This window comes from Lewinella sp. W8 (assembly GCF_004375085.3).
Lineage (GTDB): Bacteria > Bacteroidota > Bacteroidia > Chitinophagales > Saprospiraceae > Neolewinella.
In genome coordinates, this window is the sequence record NZ_SNAQ03000011.1 from 173731 (window position 1) to 188162 (window position 14432).

The 14432-nt window shown below is 58.4% G+C and carries 14 protein-coding genes; 5 read left to right on the forward strand and 9 right to left on the reverse strand.

What is annotated here, in order from left to right:
- Positions 1–258: 258 nt before the first annotated feature.
- Positions 259–1797, reverse strand: a complete 1539-nt coding sequence (gene gltX / locus E1J53_RS13845) for a glutamate--tRNA ligase (protein WP_134273040.1) — start codon at positions 1795–1797, stop codon at positions 259–261.
- 350 nt (positions 1798–2147) lie between these two features.
- Here gltX and E1J53_RS13850 point away from each other — a divergent pair, with 350 nt between their 5' ends.
- A complete protein-coding gene (locus E1J53_RS13850) occupies positions 2148–2816 on the forward strand; it encodes a polysaccharide deacetylase family protein (protein WP_134273041.1) in 669 nt (222 codons plus the stop codon).
- 27 nt (positions 2817–2843) lie between these two features.
- Here E1J53_RS13850 and E1J53_RS13855 read toward each other — a convergent pair whose 3' ends face one another.
- The 3 genes from E1J53_RS13855 to E1J53_RS13865 all read right to left on the reverse strand — a co-directional run bounded on the left by E1J53_RS13855 (position 2844) and on the right by E1J53_RS13865 (position 6562).
- Positions 2844–3305: a four helix bundle protein gene (locus E1J53_RS13855; RefSeq protein ID WP_134273042.1), complete on the reverse strand. Its 462-nt coding sequence runs from the start codon at positions 3303–3305 to the stop codon at positions 2844–2846.
- Between the two features lie 144 nt (positions 3306–3449).
- Positions 3450–5222 (reverse strand): right-handed parallel beta-helix repeat-containing protein, encoded by a 1773-nt coding sequence (locus E1J53_RS13860; protein ID WP_134273043.1) that lies wholly within the window; start codon positions 5220–5222, stop codon positions 3450–3452.
- A gap of 128 nt (positions 5223–5350) precedes the next feature.
- Entirely contained in the window at positions 5351–6562 is a 1212-nt protein-coding gene (locus E1J53_RS13865) for a murein hydrolase activator EnvC (protein WP_134273044.1), read from the reverse strand.
- Between the two features lie 45 nt (positions 6563–6607).
- Between E1J53_RS13865 and E1J53_RS13870 the strand changes: the two genes are divergently transcribed.
- From E1J53_RS13870 to E1J53_RS13880, 3 genes are all read left to right on the forward strand, one after another.
- A complete protein-coding gene (locus tag E1J53_RS13870; RefSeq protein ID WP_134273045.1) occupies positions 6608–7060 on the forward strand; it encodes a GNAT family N-acetyltransferase in 453 nt (150 codons plus the stop codon).
- Between the two features lie 140 nt (positions 7061–7200).
- Positions 7201–7386 (forward strand): hypothetical protein, encoded by a 186-nt coding sequence (locus E1J53_RS13875; RefSeq protein ID WP_134273046.1) that lies wholly within the window; start codon positions 7201–7203, stop codon positions 7384–7386.
- A gap of 11 nt (positions 7387–7397) precedes the next feature.
- Positions 7398–8105: an RluA family pseudouridine synthase gene (locus E1J53_RS13880; RefSeq protein ID WP_154640202.1), complete on the forward strand. Its 708-nt coding sequence runs from the start codon at positions 7398–7400 to the stop codon at positions 8103–8105.
- On the opposite strand, the gene E1J53_RS13885 is transcribed toward E1J53_RS13880, so the two are convergent.
- Positions 8102–9715, reverse strand: coding sequence for a serine hydrolase (locus E1J53_RS13885; RefSeq protein WP_134273048.1), 1614 nt, complete (start codon positions 9713–9715; stop codon positions 8102–8104). The two genes, E1J53_RS13880 and E1J53_RS13885, sit on opposite strands and share 4 nt — an antisense overlap.
- Positions 9716–9776: 61 nt before the next feature.
- Positions 9777–10574: a helix-turn-helix transcriptional regulator gene (locus E1J53_RS13890; RefSeq protein WP_134273049.1), complete on the reverse strand. Its 798-nt coding sequence runs from the start codon at positions 10572–10574 to the stop codon at positions 9777–9779.
- Positions 10575–10710: 136 nt separating this feature from the next.
- Here E1J53_RS13890 and rsmG point away from each other — a divergent pair, with 136 nt between their 5' ends.
- Positions 10711–11346, forward strand: a complete 636-nt coding sequence (gene rsmG, locus E1J53_RS13895; protein ID WP_134273050.1) for a 16S rRNA (guanine(527)-N(7))-methyltransferase RsmG — start codon at positions 10711–10713, stop codon at positions 11344–11346.
- Between the two features lie 97 nt (positions 11347–11443).
- Here the strand turns inward: rsmG and E1J53_RS23985 are convergent, their stop codons facing one another.
- The 3 genes from E1J53_RS23985 to E1J53_RS13905 form a co-directional block, all read right to left on the reverse strand.
- Complete coding sequence (locus tag E1J53_RS23985) at positions 11444–11602, reverse strand: hypothetical protein (RefSeq protein WP_173021488.1); 159 nt, start codon at positions 11600–11602, stop codon at positions 11444–11446.
- Positions 11603–11730: 128 nt separating this feature from the next.
- The gene (locus E1J53_RS13900) at positions 11731–12963 is read right to left on the reverse strand and encodes a serine hydrolase (protein ID WP_134273051.1); all 1233 of its coding nucleotides are present in this window, start codon (positions 12961–12963) and stop codon (positions 11731–11733) included.
- A 179-nt stretch (positions 12964–13142) separates the two neighbouring features.
- Entirely contained in the window at positions 13143–14282 is a 1140-nt protein-coding gene (locus tag E1J53_RS13905) for a glycosyltransferase family 1 protein (protein ID WP_173021489.1), read from the reverse strand.
- Between the last annotated feature and the right edge of the window lie 150 nt (positions 14283–14432).

The window sequence follows — 14432 nt, forward strand, 5'->3', positions numbered from 1 at the left end:
AGTCATTGGGATTGTACTTAAATCAGTTTTAAAAAAAGCGGCTCGTGGCAGCGTATTGGTCACAAATATACGGCAAGCAGTTGTCGCTTTAGATTTTCAACGATTTAAAGGGCCAAAACGCCGGGTCATGGAGCACTTTATGCGCAGCGTGATACTCGTTTTGGCTGACGCAGGTGCCAACTATTTTGGTGGGGCCATGCCCCGGGCTCCGGTGAAGTACAAAAACAAACTTGCTCGGCACCTGCGGCCCCTCGCCCCCTATCCGGCCTTGATCTGGTCAAAAGCATCGTAGCCCGTGCGTAGTCGGCTCACGGTGTTTTCTCGCCCGACGACGGCCAGCATTTCGAAGGCGTCCGGCCCCTGAACGGTACCGCTGACGGCCACGCGCAAAATCGGCAATACCGCCCCGAAGCCCAGCTCGTTGCGCTCCATGAAGGCCACCGTGGTCGCCTTGATGGCCGGAGCTGACCAGTCGTCGAGGCCCGCCAAATCGGTGATGAGTTGGTCAAAAACCGGGCGCTGCTCGGGCTTCCATTTTTTCCGGATGGGCTTTTCCTCGTATTCCGAAACGGGCTCCACGAAGAAGCGGCCCTTGGTGAAAAATTCCGGAATCAGGTGCACGCGCTCCCGGAGCATTTCCGTGATGGTGGCGGCCAGTTCGTCGCTCAACTCGTGGCCGGCGGCGGCGAACTGGGCCCGGACCAGGGGAGCAACCTCCGCCACGGGAGTAGTAATGAGGTACTGCTGGTTGAACCACCGGGCCTTGTCGAAGTCGAAGCGGGCACCACTCTTGTTGATCCGCTCCAGGCTGAAGGCTTCCACCAACTCTTCCAGCTGGAAAAGCTCCTGCTCCGTACCGGGGTTCCAACCCAGGAAGGCGAGGAAGTTTATCGTTGCGGCGGGCAGCAAACCCGTTTCCCGGAATCCCTGCAGGAAGTCTTCCGGGGCACCCTTCTCCCAGTTGATCGGGAAAACGGGGATGCCGAGCTTTTGTCCGTCCCGCTTACTGAGTTTGCCCTTTCCGGTGGGCTTGAGGAGCAGCGGAAGGTGCGCGAATTGTGGCATCGTGTCCTCCCAGCCGAAGGCCCGGTAGAGCAGGACGTGGAGGGCCGTACTGGGGAGCCATTCTTCCCCGCGAATGACGTGGCTGATTTCCATGAGGTGGTCGTCCACCACGTTGGCCAGGTGGTAGGTCGGCAGGCCGTCGGCCTTCATCAGTACCTTGTCGTCGACTTCCGCGGAGGCAAACTCCACCCGTCCCCGTACGATGTCGTTGATGACTACCGTATGACCGGGATCCACCTTCAAGCGAACCACCCGGGGAGCGTTGCTCTCCAGTAATTTGGCGGTTTCTTCTGCGGAGAGGCTCAGGCTGTTGCGCATACCCATCCGGGTGGCGGCGTCGTAACGGAAATTGTGGTTTCCGGCCGCTTTTTCTGCTTCCCGACGGTCGTTCAGCTCCTCTTCGGTATCGAAGGCATAGTAGGCGCTGCCGTTGTCCAGCAACTTTTGGGTGTACTCCGCATAAATTTCCCGACGCTCACTTTGACGGTAGGGACCGTAATTCCCCCCTTTCTGTGGGCCTTCATCCGGACTGATTCCGCACCACTCCAGTGACTCGGCAATGTACTCTTCGGCCCCCTCAACGTAGCGTTTTTGGTCCGTATCCTCGATTCTAAGTACAAAAACACCCCCATTTCCGCGGGCGAACAGATAATTGTACAGTGCGGTGCGCAAGCCTCCGATGTGAAGGGCACCGGTAGGGGAAGGGGCAAAACGTACGCGAACGGGATTCATGGTATTGTAATTAAACCTGCGGTGAATCAGAAAATTTTAATTGGCAAGCAGCTAAATGGACCAAAAAATCGTTTATAATCGTAATAGCAGCGAGCCTTCAGGCGGTGCAAAGGTAATTGATACAAATTGCAATGTGTCCTTGTCTTTCACCACTTGTTCGTCAAGAACGAAATATCACTGACGGGTAGTTGCTATCGTTCACTGGAATTCACGGGCCGGCAACACGGTTTTTCCGCCGGATTACATCAAGCACTGTTAAGGATACCCCCCCGAACGCTCGCAAAAAGGCAACTTTTTGCGGGTCCCGCAATATTGAACATATACCTTTCACATTTATACATATCCCGAACATGTACCTCGTTAAAACACCTCGCGTCATCCAAAAGCTATTCCCCAATTTTCATTGGCGAGTAGAAAAGCAGGATGAACCAACCCTCTATCTGACTTTTGATGACGGCCCCATCCCTCAGGTCACGCCCTGGGTTTTGGAGCAATTGGAAGCCTTCAACGCCAAGGCTACTTTCTTTTGCGTCGGCAACAATGCCCGCCGTTATCCCGAACTGATCGAACAAACGCTGGCCGCAGGTCACAGCATCGGTAACCATACGATGCACCACCTCGATGGCTGGAAGTCGGACAACGTTCCTTACTTCCACGATGTACGTCACTGCGCCCTACAGGTGAAGAGCTCGCTCTTCCGGCCGCCCTACGGTCGTCTGCGTCCCAGCCAGGCCCAGTTCCTGCAGCGTCACTACGAAATCGTGATGTGGGACGTTCTCTCCGGCGATTTTGACCCCGAACTCACCGCGGAAGACTGCTTCCAGAACGTAGTGCGTAACGCGCGTCCCGGAAGTATTGTCGTGATGCACGACAGCCTCAAGTCCGAAGAAAAGGTGCGGGAACTTCTCCCCCGCCTGTTGGCCCACTACGCCGCTCTTGGTTACCGCTTCGAAGCGCTGACCCCCGAGCTGCTCACCCAGCCGGTCGGCGTTACTGCCCCGGCGCTGAAACCGGCCTGATTCGGTTTACGCAAGATATCTTCAATGCTATTCAAGTAAGGTCACGTTCCCCGGTGGAGCGTGGCCTTTTTTTGTCTGTAGTCTGTAGTCTGTTAGTAGTTTTAGTTCGTTAGTTCGTCGGGCGAGATACCTTTGTGGGTTATTGTACATGTAGGTGAGCAATTTGCCTACCGCTTCGGAAAGCTCGGTAAGGGAGTGGAAGTCTTCGGAATTGATGTACTCACATTCTAGTGCCATGGTCAGCCAGGTTTGCGTTTCAAAGTTCTCGGCCTGGCAGTCGGTGATCTTTGATCGGAAATGCTTCGGGTAGTTTCTCTTGCCGTAGGCTTCCGCCAGGTTTGCGCACACCGATCGGGAAGACCGTCGGACTTGATCCGTAAGACTGTAGGTTTCTTCCCGGGGAAAATTTTTGGACAGCGTGAAGATTTGTTGTGCAAGAATAAAGGCATGCTGATATGCTGACCATTCTTGGAATCGCGACCTAGACATGAAGAGTTGTTTGGTGTGGGCCCAAGGTCAATCCGTAGCAAGTAATACTCGTCAATTAAACGAATACTTACGTTTTTATACGTTTAATTACGGCTAGGCACCAACAGACCAACAGACCAACAGACCAACAGACCAACCCTCCCTCTACCGCCCGCCGTCCCAGGGGAACCCCCCACAGTCTAACTTCGGGGAAGAACACTGAAATTCAAAGGCTCCGATGTCGGTCCCTTCCCCTACCGGAATTGGATTGCCGTCGAGGTCAATGGTGAGGTCGGGAATGAGCTGTCCCCGATTGATGGCGGTGGAATTTCGGGTCAGTCTGAAGTTGGTGTTCGCGGCACTGACGAAGGCGGGGTCCCCGGTGAGGTTGTCGGTGTAGGCTCCGCCTGCTCCGTCGCTGGCGTTGAATTCATCGGAGGTGAAGGCCGTGGCGGCATCGTGGTCGTACACCGCTACGCCACTGCCGGCAGGATCAAAGTAGAGGTTGTGCTGGATGGTGTTTACTCCCACGCCAGAACTTGGATAAAGGTGGATGCCCGTCCCGGTCGGATAGTCGTTATTGAAGGGCGCCCTTCCGGTGGCGGACAGGATATTGTTGCGGATAACGTTTCCCTGAATGGTGCCGGGAAGACCGTAGTTGCGGATGAGGAACCCCGATTCGTCGAGGTCGTGCACCACGTTGTGCTCGTAACGGTTGTTTTCGCACACGAGGCCCAGTCCGTAAATGGCCAGGACGATGCCCGCACTCGTTCCCTGATTGAGATTGGTAGGAGAGTTGCGCTGGCGGGCAAAGGTGTTGTGGTGATACCAGTTGTGGTTGCCGTTGAGCTGGGTGGACGTCCGGCAATCCGTGGCCACGTTGTAGGCCATCTCGTTGTCGCGGCATTTATCCAGTAGGCCATCGGCACCCAATGGGTGTCCGTAGGGGACGTTTGCCGCCGAGATGGTGTTGCCCATCACCCGGTTGCCGTTCACCCCTTCGCAAACCCCACAGTTACCCAGTAATTCCACGCCGTTGTGGGTCCAGTCCTGAATCGTATTGTTGCGGATGGTGGTGTTGGTCACCCCGGTGATCAGTAAAACGCCGTCACCGACTCCCCGGTCAGAACCCTCACCGTAGAAGAAATCAAAGCCGGAGTAGATGAAATTGTCCTCGATCGTTATGTTGCGGCAGGTGCGCATCGTATCCCCGACCAGCGCTACCCCGTTGCGGGCGTTGAGCCCGATGTTGCAGTTGGCCACCCGGATATTGTTTCCCCCGAGGAACCGGATGGCCCCCAGAAATCCGCCCCGCAGGTCGAGGTCGGTGAACACGAGGTTTTCGGCCAGGAAAATTTGAAGCGCATCCGGTAGAATGCTGCCCGCTACGGAGGAAAAGGTTGAGGCCGGGTTGGCACCGCTGACCAGGTATAACCGCTTCGTATTTGAATCGTAATACCATACGCCGGTGGCCCCTACGTTGTCCGCCACGTTGAGGGTGGCCAGGGTGTTGCTGCGCAGCACCTCCACGCCGTCCAGAAAGAGGCGGCCGGGGGAGCGGTTCTGGCTGATGTACCAGCTCCCGTTCGGGCCCGGTTGCCAGTTCGCGGGATCGCTGGTGCCGGGAAGGTCTCCCGTCACGCTGATGATGGGCCGGGCGCCGGTGCCGTAGGCGCCGTAGGTGATGGGCGCATTTGCCGTACCGGAAGACGTAACGTAAAGCATGGCACCATCCCAGCGCCCTCCGCGCTTAAACAAGAAGCGGTCGCCACCCTGCTGGGCAACGTTTCGGATGTTCGCCAAATCCTCCCAGGCCGTGGCGGGACTCAGCCCGTCGTTGGCGTTACTCCCCCCGCTGGCGTCGATGTAGTAGGTCGTAGCGAAAAGGGACCCAAGGGTAATGAAGAGAAAAAGGGTGAGGTGATAGCGCAAATGCATCTAACAAGCGGGTTTGACTCAAGATAATGGATCGGGCTGGAGATGTGCGGCCCTCAGGGTGAAAATATTAGGTATTTTATGATTTGAAAACCGCTTCGCCGCCCGGAGGTTTATTACCCCCTACTGAGCTACTTCCCCAGCCACCGCGCCGGATTCATCGGCGTTTTCCCCTTCCAGAGCTCAAAGTGAAAATCGGAGCCATCGGCGGCGGTGTAGCCGATGGTCTCCCCGGCCTGGACTTCCGCGCCGGAAGGGACCGAGGCCCGCGACAGGTTGGAGTACACCGTGTAGTAACCGCCGTGACGGACCATGAGCACCGTGCCCAGTCCCGGAACTTCCCGGTCGCTGATCACCTTTCCGGCAAAAATGGCTTCCACCGGCCGGTTGGGCTCCACGTTGATGTCGATGCCGCTGTTGTTGATCCTGACGGAAGGTACGTCGGGGTGGGGTTGGTTGCCGAAGGGGCGGGCCACCGGCCCGCGGATGGGCCAGCCCAGCCGGCCCCGACGCTCGGCAATGTTACTGCCCGCCGAGCTGACCGAACTACTGGCGGTCGACGCCGTACTGCCCGTGGTCCCTTCCGTTTTCTCCCGCTCGCGGGCGGCGGCCTCCTCCTGGGCAACGGCCGCGGCGATGGCCCGCTGGATTTCTCGCTGCAGTCGCTTCTCCCGCTCCTGCTGCTCCTGGACTTTCGCCAGCAACGCCCGCTCGGAGCCCGATAATTGCCGGACGATGTTGGTCTGGATGGACAACTCTTCCCGGAGGGTTTCGTCCTGGTCGATGGCCGCGGCCAGCAGGGAGTCCTGTTCGATGCGCTGGAAGGCCAGTTGGTCGAGCCGATCGGCCAGGGCACCGCGGGTCTGCCGGATCAGGCGGCTTTGCCGGCTACGATAGGCCCGGTATTGCCGCAGGTAGACGATCCGGCGGAAGGCATCGTTGAAGCCCTCCGCGCTCAGCAGGAAGCTCAGCCACCCCTGACTGAGGCGGGCACGATTGGCCGCCCGCAGGGCGGTGCCGTATTCGTCGGCCATCCGGTCCAGATCGTCGTTGAGGGCGATGATCACGTTGGAATCGCGGCGCATCCGCGCCGCGTTGCGGTTGGCCTCCTCCTGGAGGGTGGCCAGCAACTCCGTGCGCTGCTCGATCTGCTGCCGGAGCAGGTTGGCCTGCCCAACGGCCGCCCCCCGCCGCGCCTGCGTGGCCTTGAGCTGCCGGTTGGTCTTCTTGAGCTCCTGTTGCAGCCGCTGCCGCTTGGCGCGCAGGGAAGCGGCACTCTCCTGGGCGGAGAGGGAACCGACGGCTAGCAAGCCGATAAATAGTAACAGAAGCACACGTGCCATGGGATAAAAGTAAGAAATCCCGCAGGGGACAACTATTTTTGGGATATGGAAATCACCCTGCACCGCACGAACGCGGAAAACCCGGAATTCCGGCAACTCGTCAAGAAGCTGGACGCCTACCTGGCCGTCACCGACGGCGAGGAACACGATTTCTACCACCAGTTTAATGGGCTGGACGCCATCCGGTACGTCATTCTGGTGCAGGCCGACGGACAAAGCGTGGGCTGCGGAGCCATCAAACACTTCGACGATCAGGCGATGGAGATTAAACGGATGTTCACCGAAGAAACGGTCCGCGGACGGGGGGTAGCCGGCAGGGTACTCCGGGAGCTGGAAGACTGGTCGCGAGAGCTGGGCTACGCGCGCTGTGTGCTGGAAACCGGTTGGCGGCAAAAGGCGGCGGTGCGGCTCTACCAGAAATCGGGCTACACGATCATCCCGAACTACGGGCAGTACGTCGGGATGGAGAACAGCGTCTGCATGGCTAAAGACCTGTAGCGTGGCACCTGCGCTTGCGCCCTACTGCTTTGCCGGACGCTCTCGAAAAAAGTCACCCATCTTCCATCAATCCCTTCACAACTTGGTAATATCCTCTCCGGGCACTTCCTGGCCGGGATAAAAGTCCCTAGCTTTGCAATATGGATCTTATCCTCACCATTTTGCTCATCTACCTCGCCTACCGCGGCTACAACTGGTACACGCGCCTGCAGAACCAGGTAAAGTCCGGTCCGCCACCTGACCAGAAGATCCGGGGCGAGGAGGAGGTAATTGACATTACCTACGAAGAAGACGATGATTACATCGACTTCGACGACGTCAAGTAAAGCCGTTCATTTTGGCTGATCAACCCCACCGATTTGCCGGTCGCATCAGCGACTGGATCCTGCATAAAGACAATCAGGTCATCGCCTTCAACAAGCCCGCCGGTTTGCTCGTGCAGCCCGATAAGAGCAAGGATCCCAGCCTGCTGGGGCTGGGGGCCTCCTACATCCGGCACGACCTGTACCCCATTCATCGTCTGGACCGGCCCACTTCCGGGCTCGTGCTGCTGGGACAGAAACCCTCCGCGCAGGCCGCGATCAGCCAGCAGTTCAAGGCCGGGACGGTGAAGAAGGAATACCTCGCCGTTGTGGCTGAGCGGCCGGAAGAGGAGGCGGGGACGCTGGTGCAGTGGATTTCGGAGGGGCGCAATAATCGTTCGGTCGTCTCCGACGACGAAACGCCCGGCGCCCGCCGGGCCGAGCTGGATTACCGCTACCTCGGCAGCAGCGAACGCTACCACCTGCTCCACGTCACCCTGAAGACGGGGCGTAAGCACCAGATCCGTGCCCAGCTGGCGGCCCTCGGCTCGCCGCTGCGCGGCGACACCAAGTACGGCTTCAAACGCTCCAATCCCGGCGGCACCATCGACCTGCACAGCTGGAAGCTGGCCTTCGACCACCCCGTCAGCAAACAGCGGATATCGTTAACCGCCCCGGTTCCCGACCAGCCCGTCTGGGCCGCCTTCCACGAAATTATGGAGGCGCTGGACTGGATGAATTAGTGCCCCTTCATCACGGCGGGTAACAGATAGTTTTCCATGAGCTGATCTACCTGGGGGTGGCCGTAGGGCCGCCCGTAGGCCCGGGCGGTGACGATGATGACCGTGTGCTGTTCCGGAAAGACGTACACCTTATTGCCACCGTTGCCGGAGCAGTGGGCGGTGGGGTAGATTTTTTCGCCCACCCGGTAGTGCTGTCGCCAGAAGAGGTAACCGTAGCCGCCGCCCGGCGTATCCCGGGGAAGGGCTACTTGCTCGGCCAGGCTTTTGTCTACCCATTCCGCCGGGATGATGCTTTCTCCCTTCCAGCTTCCCCCGTTGAGGTAGAGCTGGCCGAAGCGGGCCAGGCCCAGCAGGTTGAGTTGGAGGCCGCCGGCGGTATTGGCGACCCGCTGCGGGGTGTATTGCCACCGATAGTCCTTGATGCCGAGGGGCGCGAAGAGCTTCGCTTCGGCGTAGGCCTCCAGGCCTTTGGGAACGCTCCGGTGAATGACGTCACCGAGCACCACGACGCCGGCGGTGAAGTAGTCCCAGCGGGGACGTTCGAGTTTGGTGGCATCTACGGGCAGGTCGAGGGCAAATTTCACCCAGTCGTCGGTGGGATACATGTACTCCTCGTTGCCGGGGGAGGAGAAATCATTGTCGGAGCCCTGCAGGGGGACGGACATCGTCAGCAAATCCCGAAGCGATATGTCCTCCTTGGCGGGGTGGTAATTGTCGAATTTTCGCAGATCGTACACCTCGCCGAGGGTGAGGTCTTCACCGGCAATGTGGCCATCCGCGATGGCAATGCCCAGTGCCGCGCCGGCAAAGGTCTTGCCCACCGACCGGGTATCGTGGAGGGTGCTCGCAGCAGCACCGTTGAAGTATTCTTCCAGCAGCAGTTGTCCGTCCCGCACGACGGCAATGCCCGTAATGTCCTTGAAAACGCCCTGGTGGATGCGGCGCTTCAGGTTTTGCACCAGCGTGGTGTCAATGGGAATCCGGCCGGGGCCGAAGGCCTCGTCGTAGTTCGGGGGGCTCAGGGCCAGCTGTCGTTCGTCTACGGCGGGGCGGACGCAATCGAGCAAAACCGAGCCACGGGCCAGGAGCTGCCCGGTCTTGCCGTCGGCGTAGCGGTAGGGACGCACCTCGAGGGTGAGCTCGTGCTGGCCTTCGGCCAGCGCCAGAAGGCCGCCCCCCCGGTAGTAAAAGCGCATCCACATAAACCGGCTCCAGAAATCTTCGCCCAGCTTGGAGGAAAGAGGCATCCGAAAATCGGTCGCTTGCTCCTTAAACGTACGGCTACCGGCACCTGCGTTCAGCGCCTCCTCATACACAACTTCGCCGTCGACCCGGAAGGTGAAATGAAAATTCCCCCGCAGGAAGAGAGAATCTTTAGGGGTGTCGGGGGCCAGTTCCGCCAGCGAAGCGGCAATGGGTGCCGCTAACTTAAGGTTGGCGTAGAGGGGGTCGCCCTCGCGAAAAACCATCCGCTTCCGGGGCGTGCCCCCCGACTGCTGATCGTGAAAAGTGAGCTGGCCCGTGGCCGACGACTGGGCTACGGCAGGACCAGTACCCAGTAGTGTAAGGCTAAAGAGGAGCGGGAAAATTTGTGGTAGACGGATCATCATCTTTGTTTACCGTAAAGTTCCGGGTGGAATTCCAAACGGCATTGTATAAAATTAACCTCCCCTACGGCACCTCCCGGCGGGCCTGGGAAGGGAGTTGCCGGAATTGTTGTTTGTATTCCCGGATGAAGTGACTCTGGTCCGCGTAGCCGCAGTGGTGGGCGACCTCGCTCAGGGTCCGGTTACCGGTGCGGAGCATCAGGGCGGAACGATGGTTACGGATCAGGCGGCGATACGCGCTGAAGCCGTAGCCGAAGTGACGGCGAAAATTGCGGGAAAGGTGGACGGGGTGAACCCCCACGCTGGCGGCCAGCTCCGTAAGGCTTTGCTCCCGGGGGTCTTCGTAGAGGATTTCCCGTAGTCGGTGTACCCACGGCGGGTTATGCCGTTCCTCCCGGATTCCCGCACCCCGCAGCGCGTCGAAGACGTTCAAAAGTTCCACGTCCCGCTCGGCGGTGCTTCCGCCCCGGCGGAAAATCTGCCAGAGCTCCATCATGCGCAGGCGCACGCCGGGATCAGCCAGGCGGTGGAAACCCCGGTAGTCATCGGCTTTCAGCCCAAAACGGTCAAACCATTCCCCGGTAATTTCGACGTGAAAACCCCGGGCGTAGCCGGGGGGCTTTTCGTTGCGGTGGGTGTCGTCCCAGTGGTGGAAGAGCAGGCTCCCTCCGGTCAGCCGATGCTCGTGCCGGCGACTCTTTTCCAGGAGCTTTCCCGCCAGCAGATAGGTGAAATAGGGGTGTTCGTGGTGGTGCCAGTCGACCCTGGCGTGGGTGTAGACCGTGTCGGTAAACGTGAGTCCGTCCCGCTCGTCGCGAAGATTGGTGTCCCCGAAGAATTCTCCCCTTTTCAGTGATCGCATGGTCAAATGTGCGGTCCCGTCACCGGGAACGGAAATGATTTCTACCGAAAACTGTGGTGCTTCGATTAATGTTACGGGTCCAAGGGAGTTTAACCTACGGCAATATCCACTAGCTTTGTGCCCCAACCGTACGCCGATGACTGCCGCATTGATTGACCAATACTTCCCCGAACTTACCGAACAGCAGCGCGCTCACTACGCCGCCCTGGACGAGCTGTACCGCGACTGGAACGCCAAGATTAACGTCATCTCCCGCAAGGACATTGACAACCTCTACGTCAAGCACGTGCTGCACTCGCTGGCCATCGCCAAAGTCCTGAAGTTTAAGCCCGGTGCCAAAGTTCTGGACCTGGGCACCGGCGGCGGGTTTCCCGGCATTCCCCTGGCGATCATGTTCCCCGAAACGGACTTCCTCCTCATCGATGGCACCGCCAAAAAAATCCGGGTGTGCAACGAAGTGATTGCGGCCCTCGGACTGACCAACTGCCGGGCACGGCAACAACGGGCCGAGGAACTGAAAAAGCGGGAGTTCGATTTTGTCGTTACGCGCGCCGTGGCGCGGATGGAAAAGCTGGCCGAGTGGAGTATGCGGCTCATCACGCCGACGCAGCGCCACGCGCTGCCCAACGGCATCCTGGCCCTGAAGGGAACCGACTTGACGGAGGAAATGGCGGCCCTGCCTAAGTCCGCCTACCTGGAGGAATACCCCATCCGGGAAATGTTCCAGGAAGAATTCTTCGAGGAAAAAGCGGTAATCTACCTCCAGTATTGATGGCCCCGTCCAACAGACTAACGGACCAACAGACTAAAAGACCAATAGTCTAACAGACCAACAGACCAACAGACCAATAGTCTAAAAAACTAATTCCCTACATATACCCCAGCGCCATCACCAGGAAGGTCAGCATAAAGGGCATCGCTACCCAGAACCACTGATTCATGAAGAGTAGCATCAGGAAGAAAATGACCAGAAAAACCAGGAAAAGCATCCAGTATTTACGGCGATCGGCGGCAGTTGAATTGGCCATGGGGTATCTTTTCTTTTGGATGGGCAAAGATAGCATTTGTGGCGGAAATCTAAACGGCCTTGCGGAATACCTACTCACCCTTAAGCAAGCCCGAAGGCAGCGATGGTTGCGCCGGCTAACCGGAGGGCTTATTTCAGTCGTGCCTCGTAACCCTCCAGGGTTTCCCAGATGTTGATGAATTGTTTTACGCCTTCTTCGCTGCGCAGGTCGGTGTTGATGATCAGTAGCCGGCCTACTTTTCTTTCCTCGTGGAAGAACATCAGGGAGGACACCCCGGGGTCGCCACCGGTATGACCGGCATAACCTTTGGCGGAAAATCCGATAAATAAACCAAAATCATACTCGTCATTGTAGGGATGATCAGCGTTTCGCTCCGTGAAATTTTCTTCGGAAAGCTGCTTGCGGAAGAACTCCCGATAACTTTCCTGGCTCAGCAATGTCCCCGATCCCGCATAACCGCGAATGAGCTCCTTTAGATACTTGCTCAGGTCCTCCGAAGACGTTCTCAGCCCTCCGTCCGGATAGGTGATTAGTCGGTACGGCGGTAGCTTGGTGTCTCCCTCGGCGTAAAGGATGGAATGATTTTCCCCAACGGCTTCGTACGCCCAACCCGAACCGGTCATGCCGAGTGGACGGAGGATGTGCCGGGTGGTAAATTCATCGTAGGGTACTCCACTCGCGCGCTCGATGACGTAGGCCGCCAGGGTGGCCCCGATGTTGGTGTATTCAAACAGTTGTCCCGGAGGTTGTTGCATAAAATTATCCGGTGAGTACCAGGATCCGGCCGGAGAAAGGACCTTTTCCAAAAAATTACCCATGGGCGCCTCCCGTGGAGAATTAAATTCTTCGGGAATTTCCATCTTTTTTGTCCCCGTGGAGTCCACTTCGGTGAGCAGCAGGTAGGACTGCTCGTCGTAGACATCCCCGTCCATGATGGAAGAGGTGTGGGTGGCCAGGTGCCGGAGGGTTATTTCCTGGTCGGGGAAATGGGGGTTGACCACCGGGAAGTCGAGGTGTTTGGAAACTGGATCGTCGACGGACAGGTGTCCCAGCTCCTGGGCCTTCAGCAAAGAAATGCCGATGAGCGTCTTGGAAATGGAGGCAATATTCTGCACGGTGGCGGCCGTGTAGGGAAGCTGTTTTTCTACGTCAGCGTATCCGAAACCTTCAGTATAAATAATCCCTTCCTGGTCGACCACCCCAACGGCGAAGCCGTTAATTATACCCTCGGCGTGAATGGTCCGTAGGGCGGCGGACAGGGAGTCTTTGGCCCTCTGCGTGGCGTCTTCTTGGTGAGGGGTATTCGGGCTACCACAGCTGAACAATAGGGTGATGGCCATCAGGGGGAGGAAAAATCTCATAGCGTGGGGGTTAGAGGTTTACCCGTCTGCCTTCGCCGGAGCGTTGGCGAAAGAGGGGCTGGAAAAACTAATCAAAAGACCAGCATCCCGGCCGTGCGGTTGCAAGCAGGGGTGGAAAGTAATGCATTGGGCGTGACCGCAGGTGCAGAGATCTAGGGTGGAAGCAAAGGGGCCCGCCCTCATCCCGCCAGTACCCGTTGGTAGCAGTCCATTAGCTGTGTGGTGACGCGGTCCGGGGAGAAGGTGTGGCGGGCGTATTGCCGCCCGGCCTCCACCATGGAGGCCCGCAGCTCGGTGTCGTTCAGCACCCGGCCGATGGCCGCGGCGATGTCCTCCGGGCTTTCCGGATCAACGTACTGAGACTGGGGGCCGCCCGCTTCGGGCAGGGAAGAAACGTTGGCGGTTACCACCGGGGTACCACTCAGCAGGGCTTCCGCTACGGGAAGGCCGAAGCCTTCGTACTGGGAAGGGTACACCAGGAGGCTGGCCAGGTGGTAGAGGCTCTGGAGAGCGTAGTTATCTTCCAGGTCCGTAATCCAGATGACCTTGTCTTCCAGGTCGGAGGCGGCGATGAGTTCGTTGACTTCCCGGCGGTAGGGAGAATCGTTCCGTCGGCCCACCACGACCAACGGAACCTGCTGGTCCGGCGGGAGATGACGGTAGGCCCGGACGATGTTGGCCAGGTTTTTCCTTTTTTCGATACTGCCCACGTACAGGAGGAAGTCCGTGGGGAGCTGATAGCGCTGCGCGATTTGGGTGGTTAACGCTTCATCGGCCGGCTGGTAAAACAGGGGGTTACACTGCTGGTAGATGACCTCAATTTTCTCCGGGACAATCCCGTACAGATCAACGATGTCCCGCTTCGTGCTCTCACTGATGGCGATGACCCGGTCGGCCTTTTGGCAGCTGTTTTTGAACTTCCAGTCGTAGATCATCCGGTCCACCAGCGGGTAGGTGTGGGGGAGGGTCTTGAAAATGAGGTCGTGGATGGTCACCACGCTCCTGATCCCGCTACCGGCGAGACTAAAGGGAATTTCGTTGCTCAGGCCGTGGTAAAGCTCAATGCCGTCCTTTCGGAGTTGGTTGACGATGGCGTAACTGCGCCAGTAGGCCTTCAGCCGCGCGTCGGTCCGGAAGGTCCGGAGGTCGGGGTGCTGAAGGAAGGGCAGCGTCTCCGGCGTACGGTTGATTTTGGTGGTGTACAGATGGTACTGGTGCTCCGGATACTGCCGCTGGAGGTTTTGCACGATGGCCCGACTGTAATTACCGAGTCCGGTAAAGTTGCCATAGAGCCGCTTGGCGTCAAATCCGATGGTCATTTTTCCTGCAGCGTTAAAATCGGTGGACATTTGGTGGGCGGCAAAGCTAAGGCGCGGCCGGAGAACGGGCCACATGAGCGGGTTGGCCTGGTGTGTTGAGCGAAAGGATTTCCCAACCGGGTTTCGCTCATGGATAAGACTCCGGCGCCA

Coding starts and splice junctions, on each gene's coding strand:
- E1J53_RS13865 (WP_134273044.1), bottom strand. CDS start 6,562: ATGGCACGTGTGCTTCTGTTACTATTTATCGGCTTGCTAGCCGTCGGT.
- E1J53_RS13905 (WP_173021489.1), bottom strand. CDS start 14,282: ATGACCATCGGATTTGACGCCAAGCGGCTCTATGGCAACTTTACCGGA.
- E1J53_RS13890 (WP_134273049.1), bottom strand. CDS start 10,574: ATGCGATCACTGAAAAGGGGAGAATTCTTCGGGGACACCAATCTTCGC.
- E1J53_RS13855 (WP_134273042.1), bottom strand. CDS start 3,305: ATGTCTAGGTCGCGATTCCAAGAATGGTCAGCATATCAGCATGCCTTT.
- rsmG (WP_134273050.1), top strand. CDS start 10,711: ATGACTGCCGCATTGATTGACCAATACTTCCCCGAACTTACCGAACAG.
- E1J53_RS23985 (WP_173021488.1), bottom strand. CDS start 11,602: ATGGCCAATTCAACTGCCGCCGATCGCCGTAAATACTGGATGCTTTTC.
- gltX (WP_134273040.1), bottom strand. CDS start 1,797: ATGAATCCCGTTCGCGTACGTTTTGCCCCTTCCCCTACCGGTGCCCTT.
- E1J53_RS13870 (WP_134273045.1), top strand. CDS start 6,608: ATGGAAATCACCCTGCACCGCACGAACGCGGAAAACCCGGAATTCCGG.
- E1J53_RS13875 (WP_134273046.1), top strand. CDS start 7,201: ATGGATCTTATCCTCACCATTTTGCTCATCTACCTCGCCTACCGCGGC.
- E1J53_RS13850 (WP_134273041.1), top strand. CDS start 2,148: ATGTACCTCGTTAAAACACCTCGCGTCATCCAAAAGCTATTCCCCAAT.
- E1J53_RS13885 (WP_134273048.1), bottom strand. CDS start 9,715: ATGATGATCCGTCTACCACAAATTTTCCCGCTCCTCTTTAGCCTTACA.
- E1J53_RS13900 (WP_134273051.1), bottom strand. CDS start 12,963: ATGAGATTTTTCCTCCCCCTGATGGCCATCACCCTATTGTTCAGCTGT.
- E1J53_RS13860 (WP_134273043.1), bottom strand. CDS start 5,222: ATGCATTTGCGCTATCACCTCACCCTTTTTCTCTTCATTACCCTTGGG.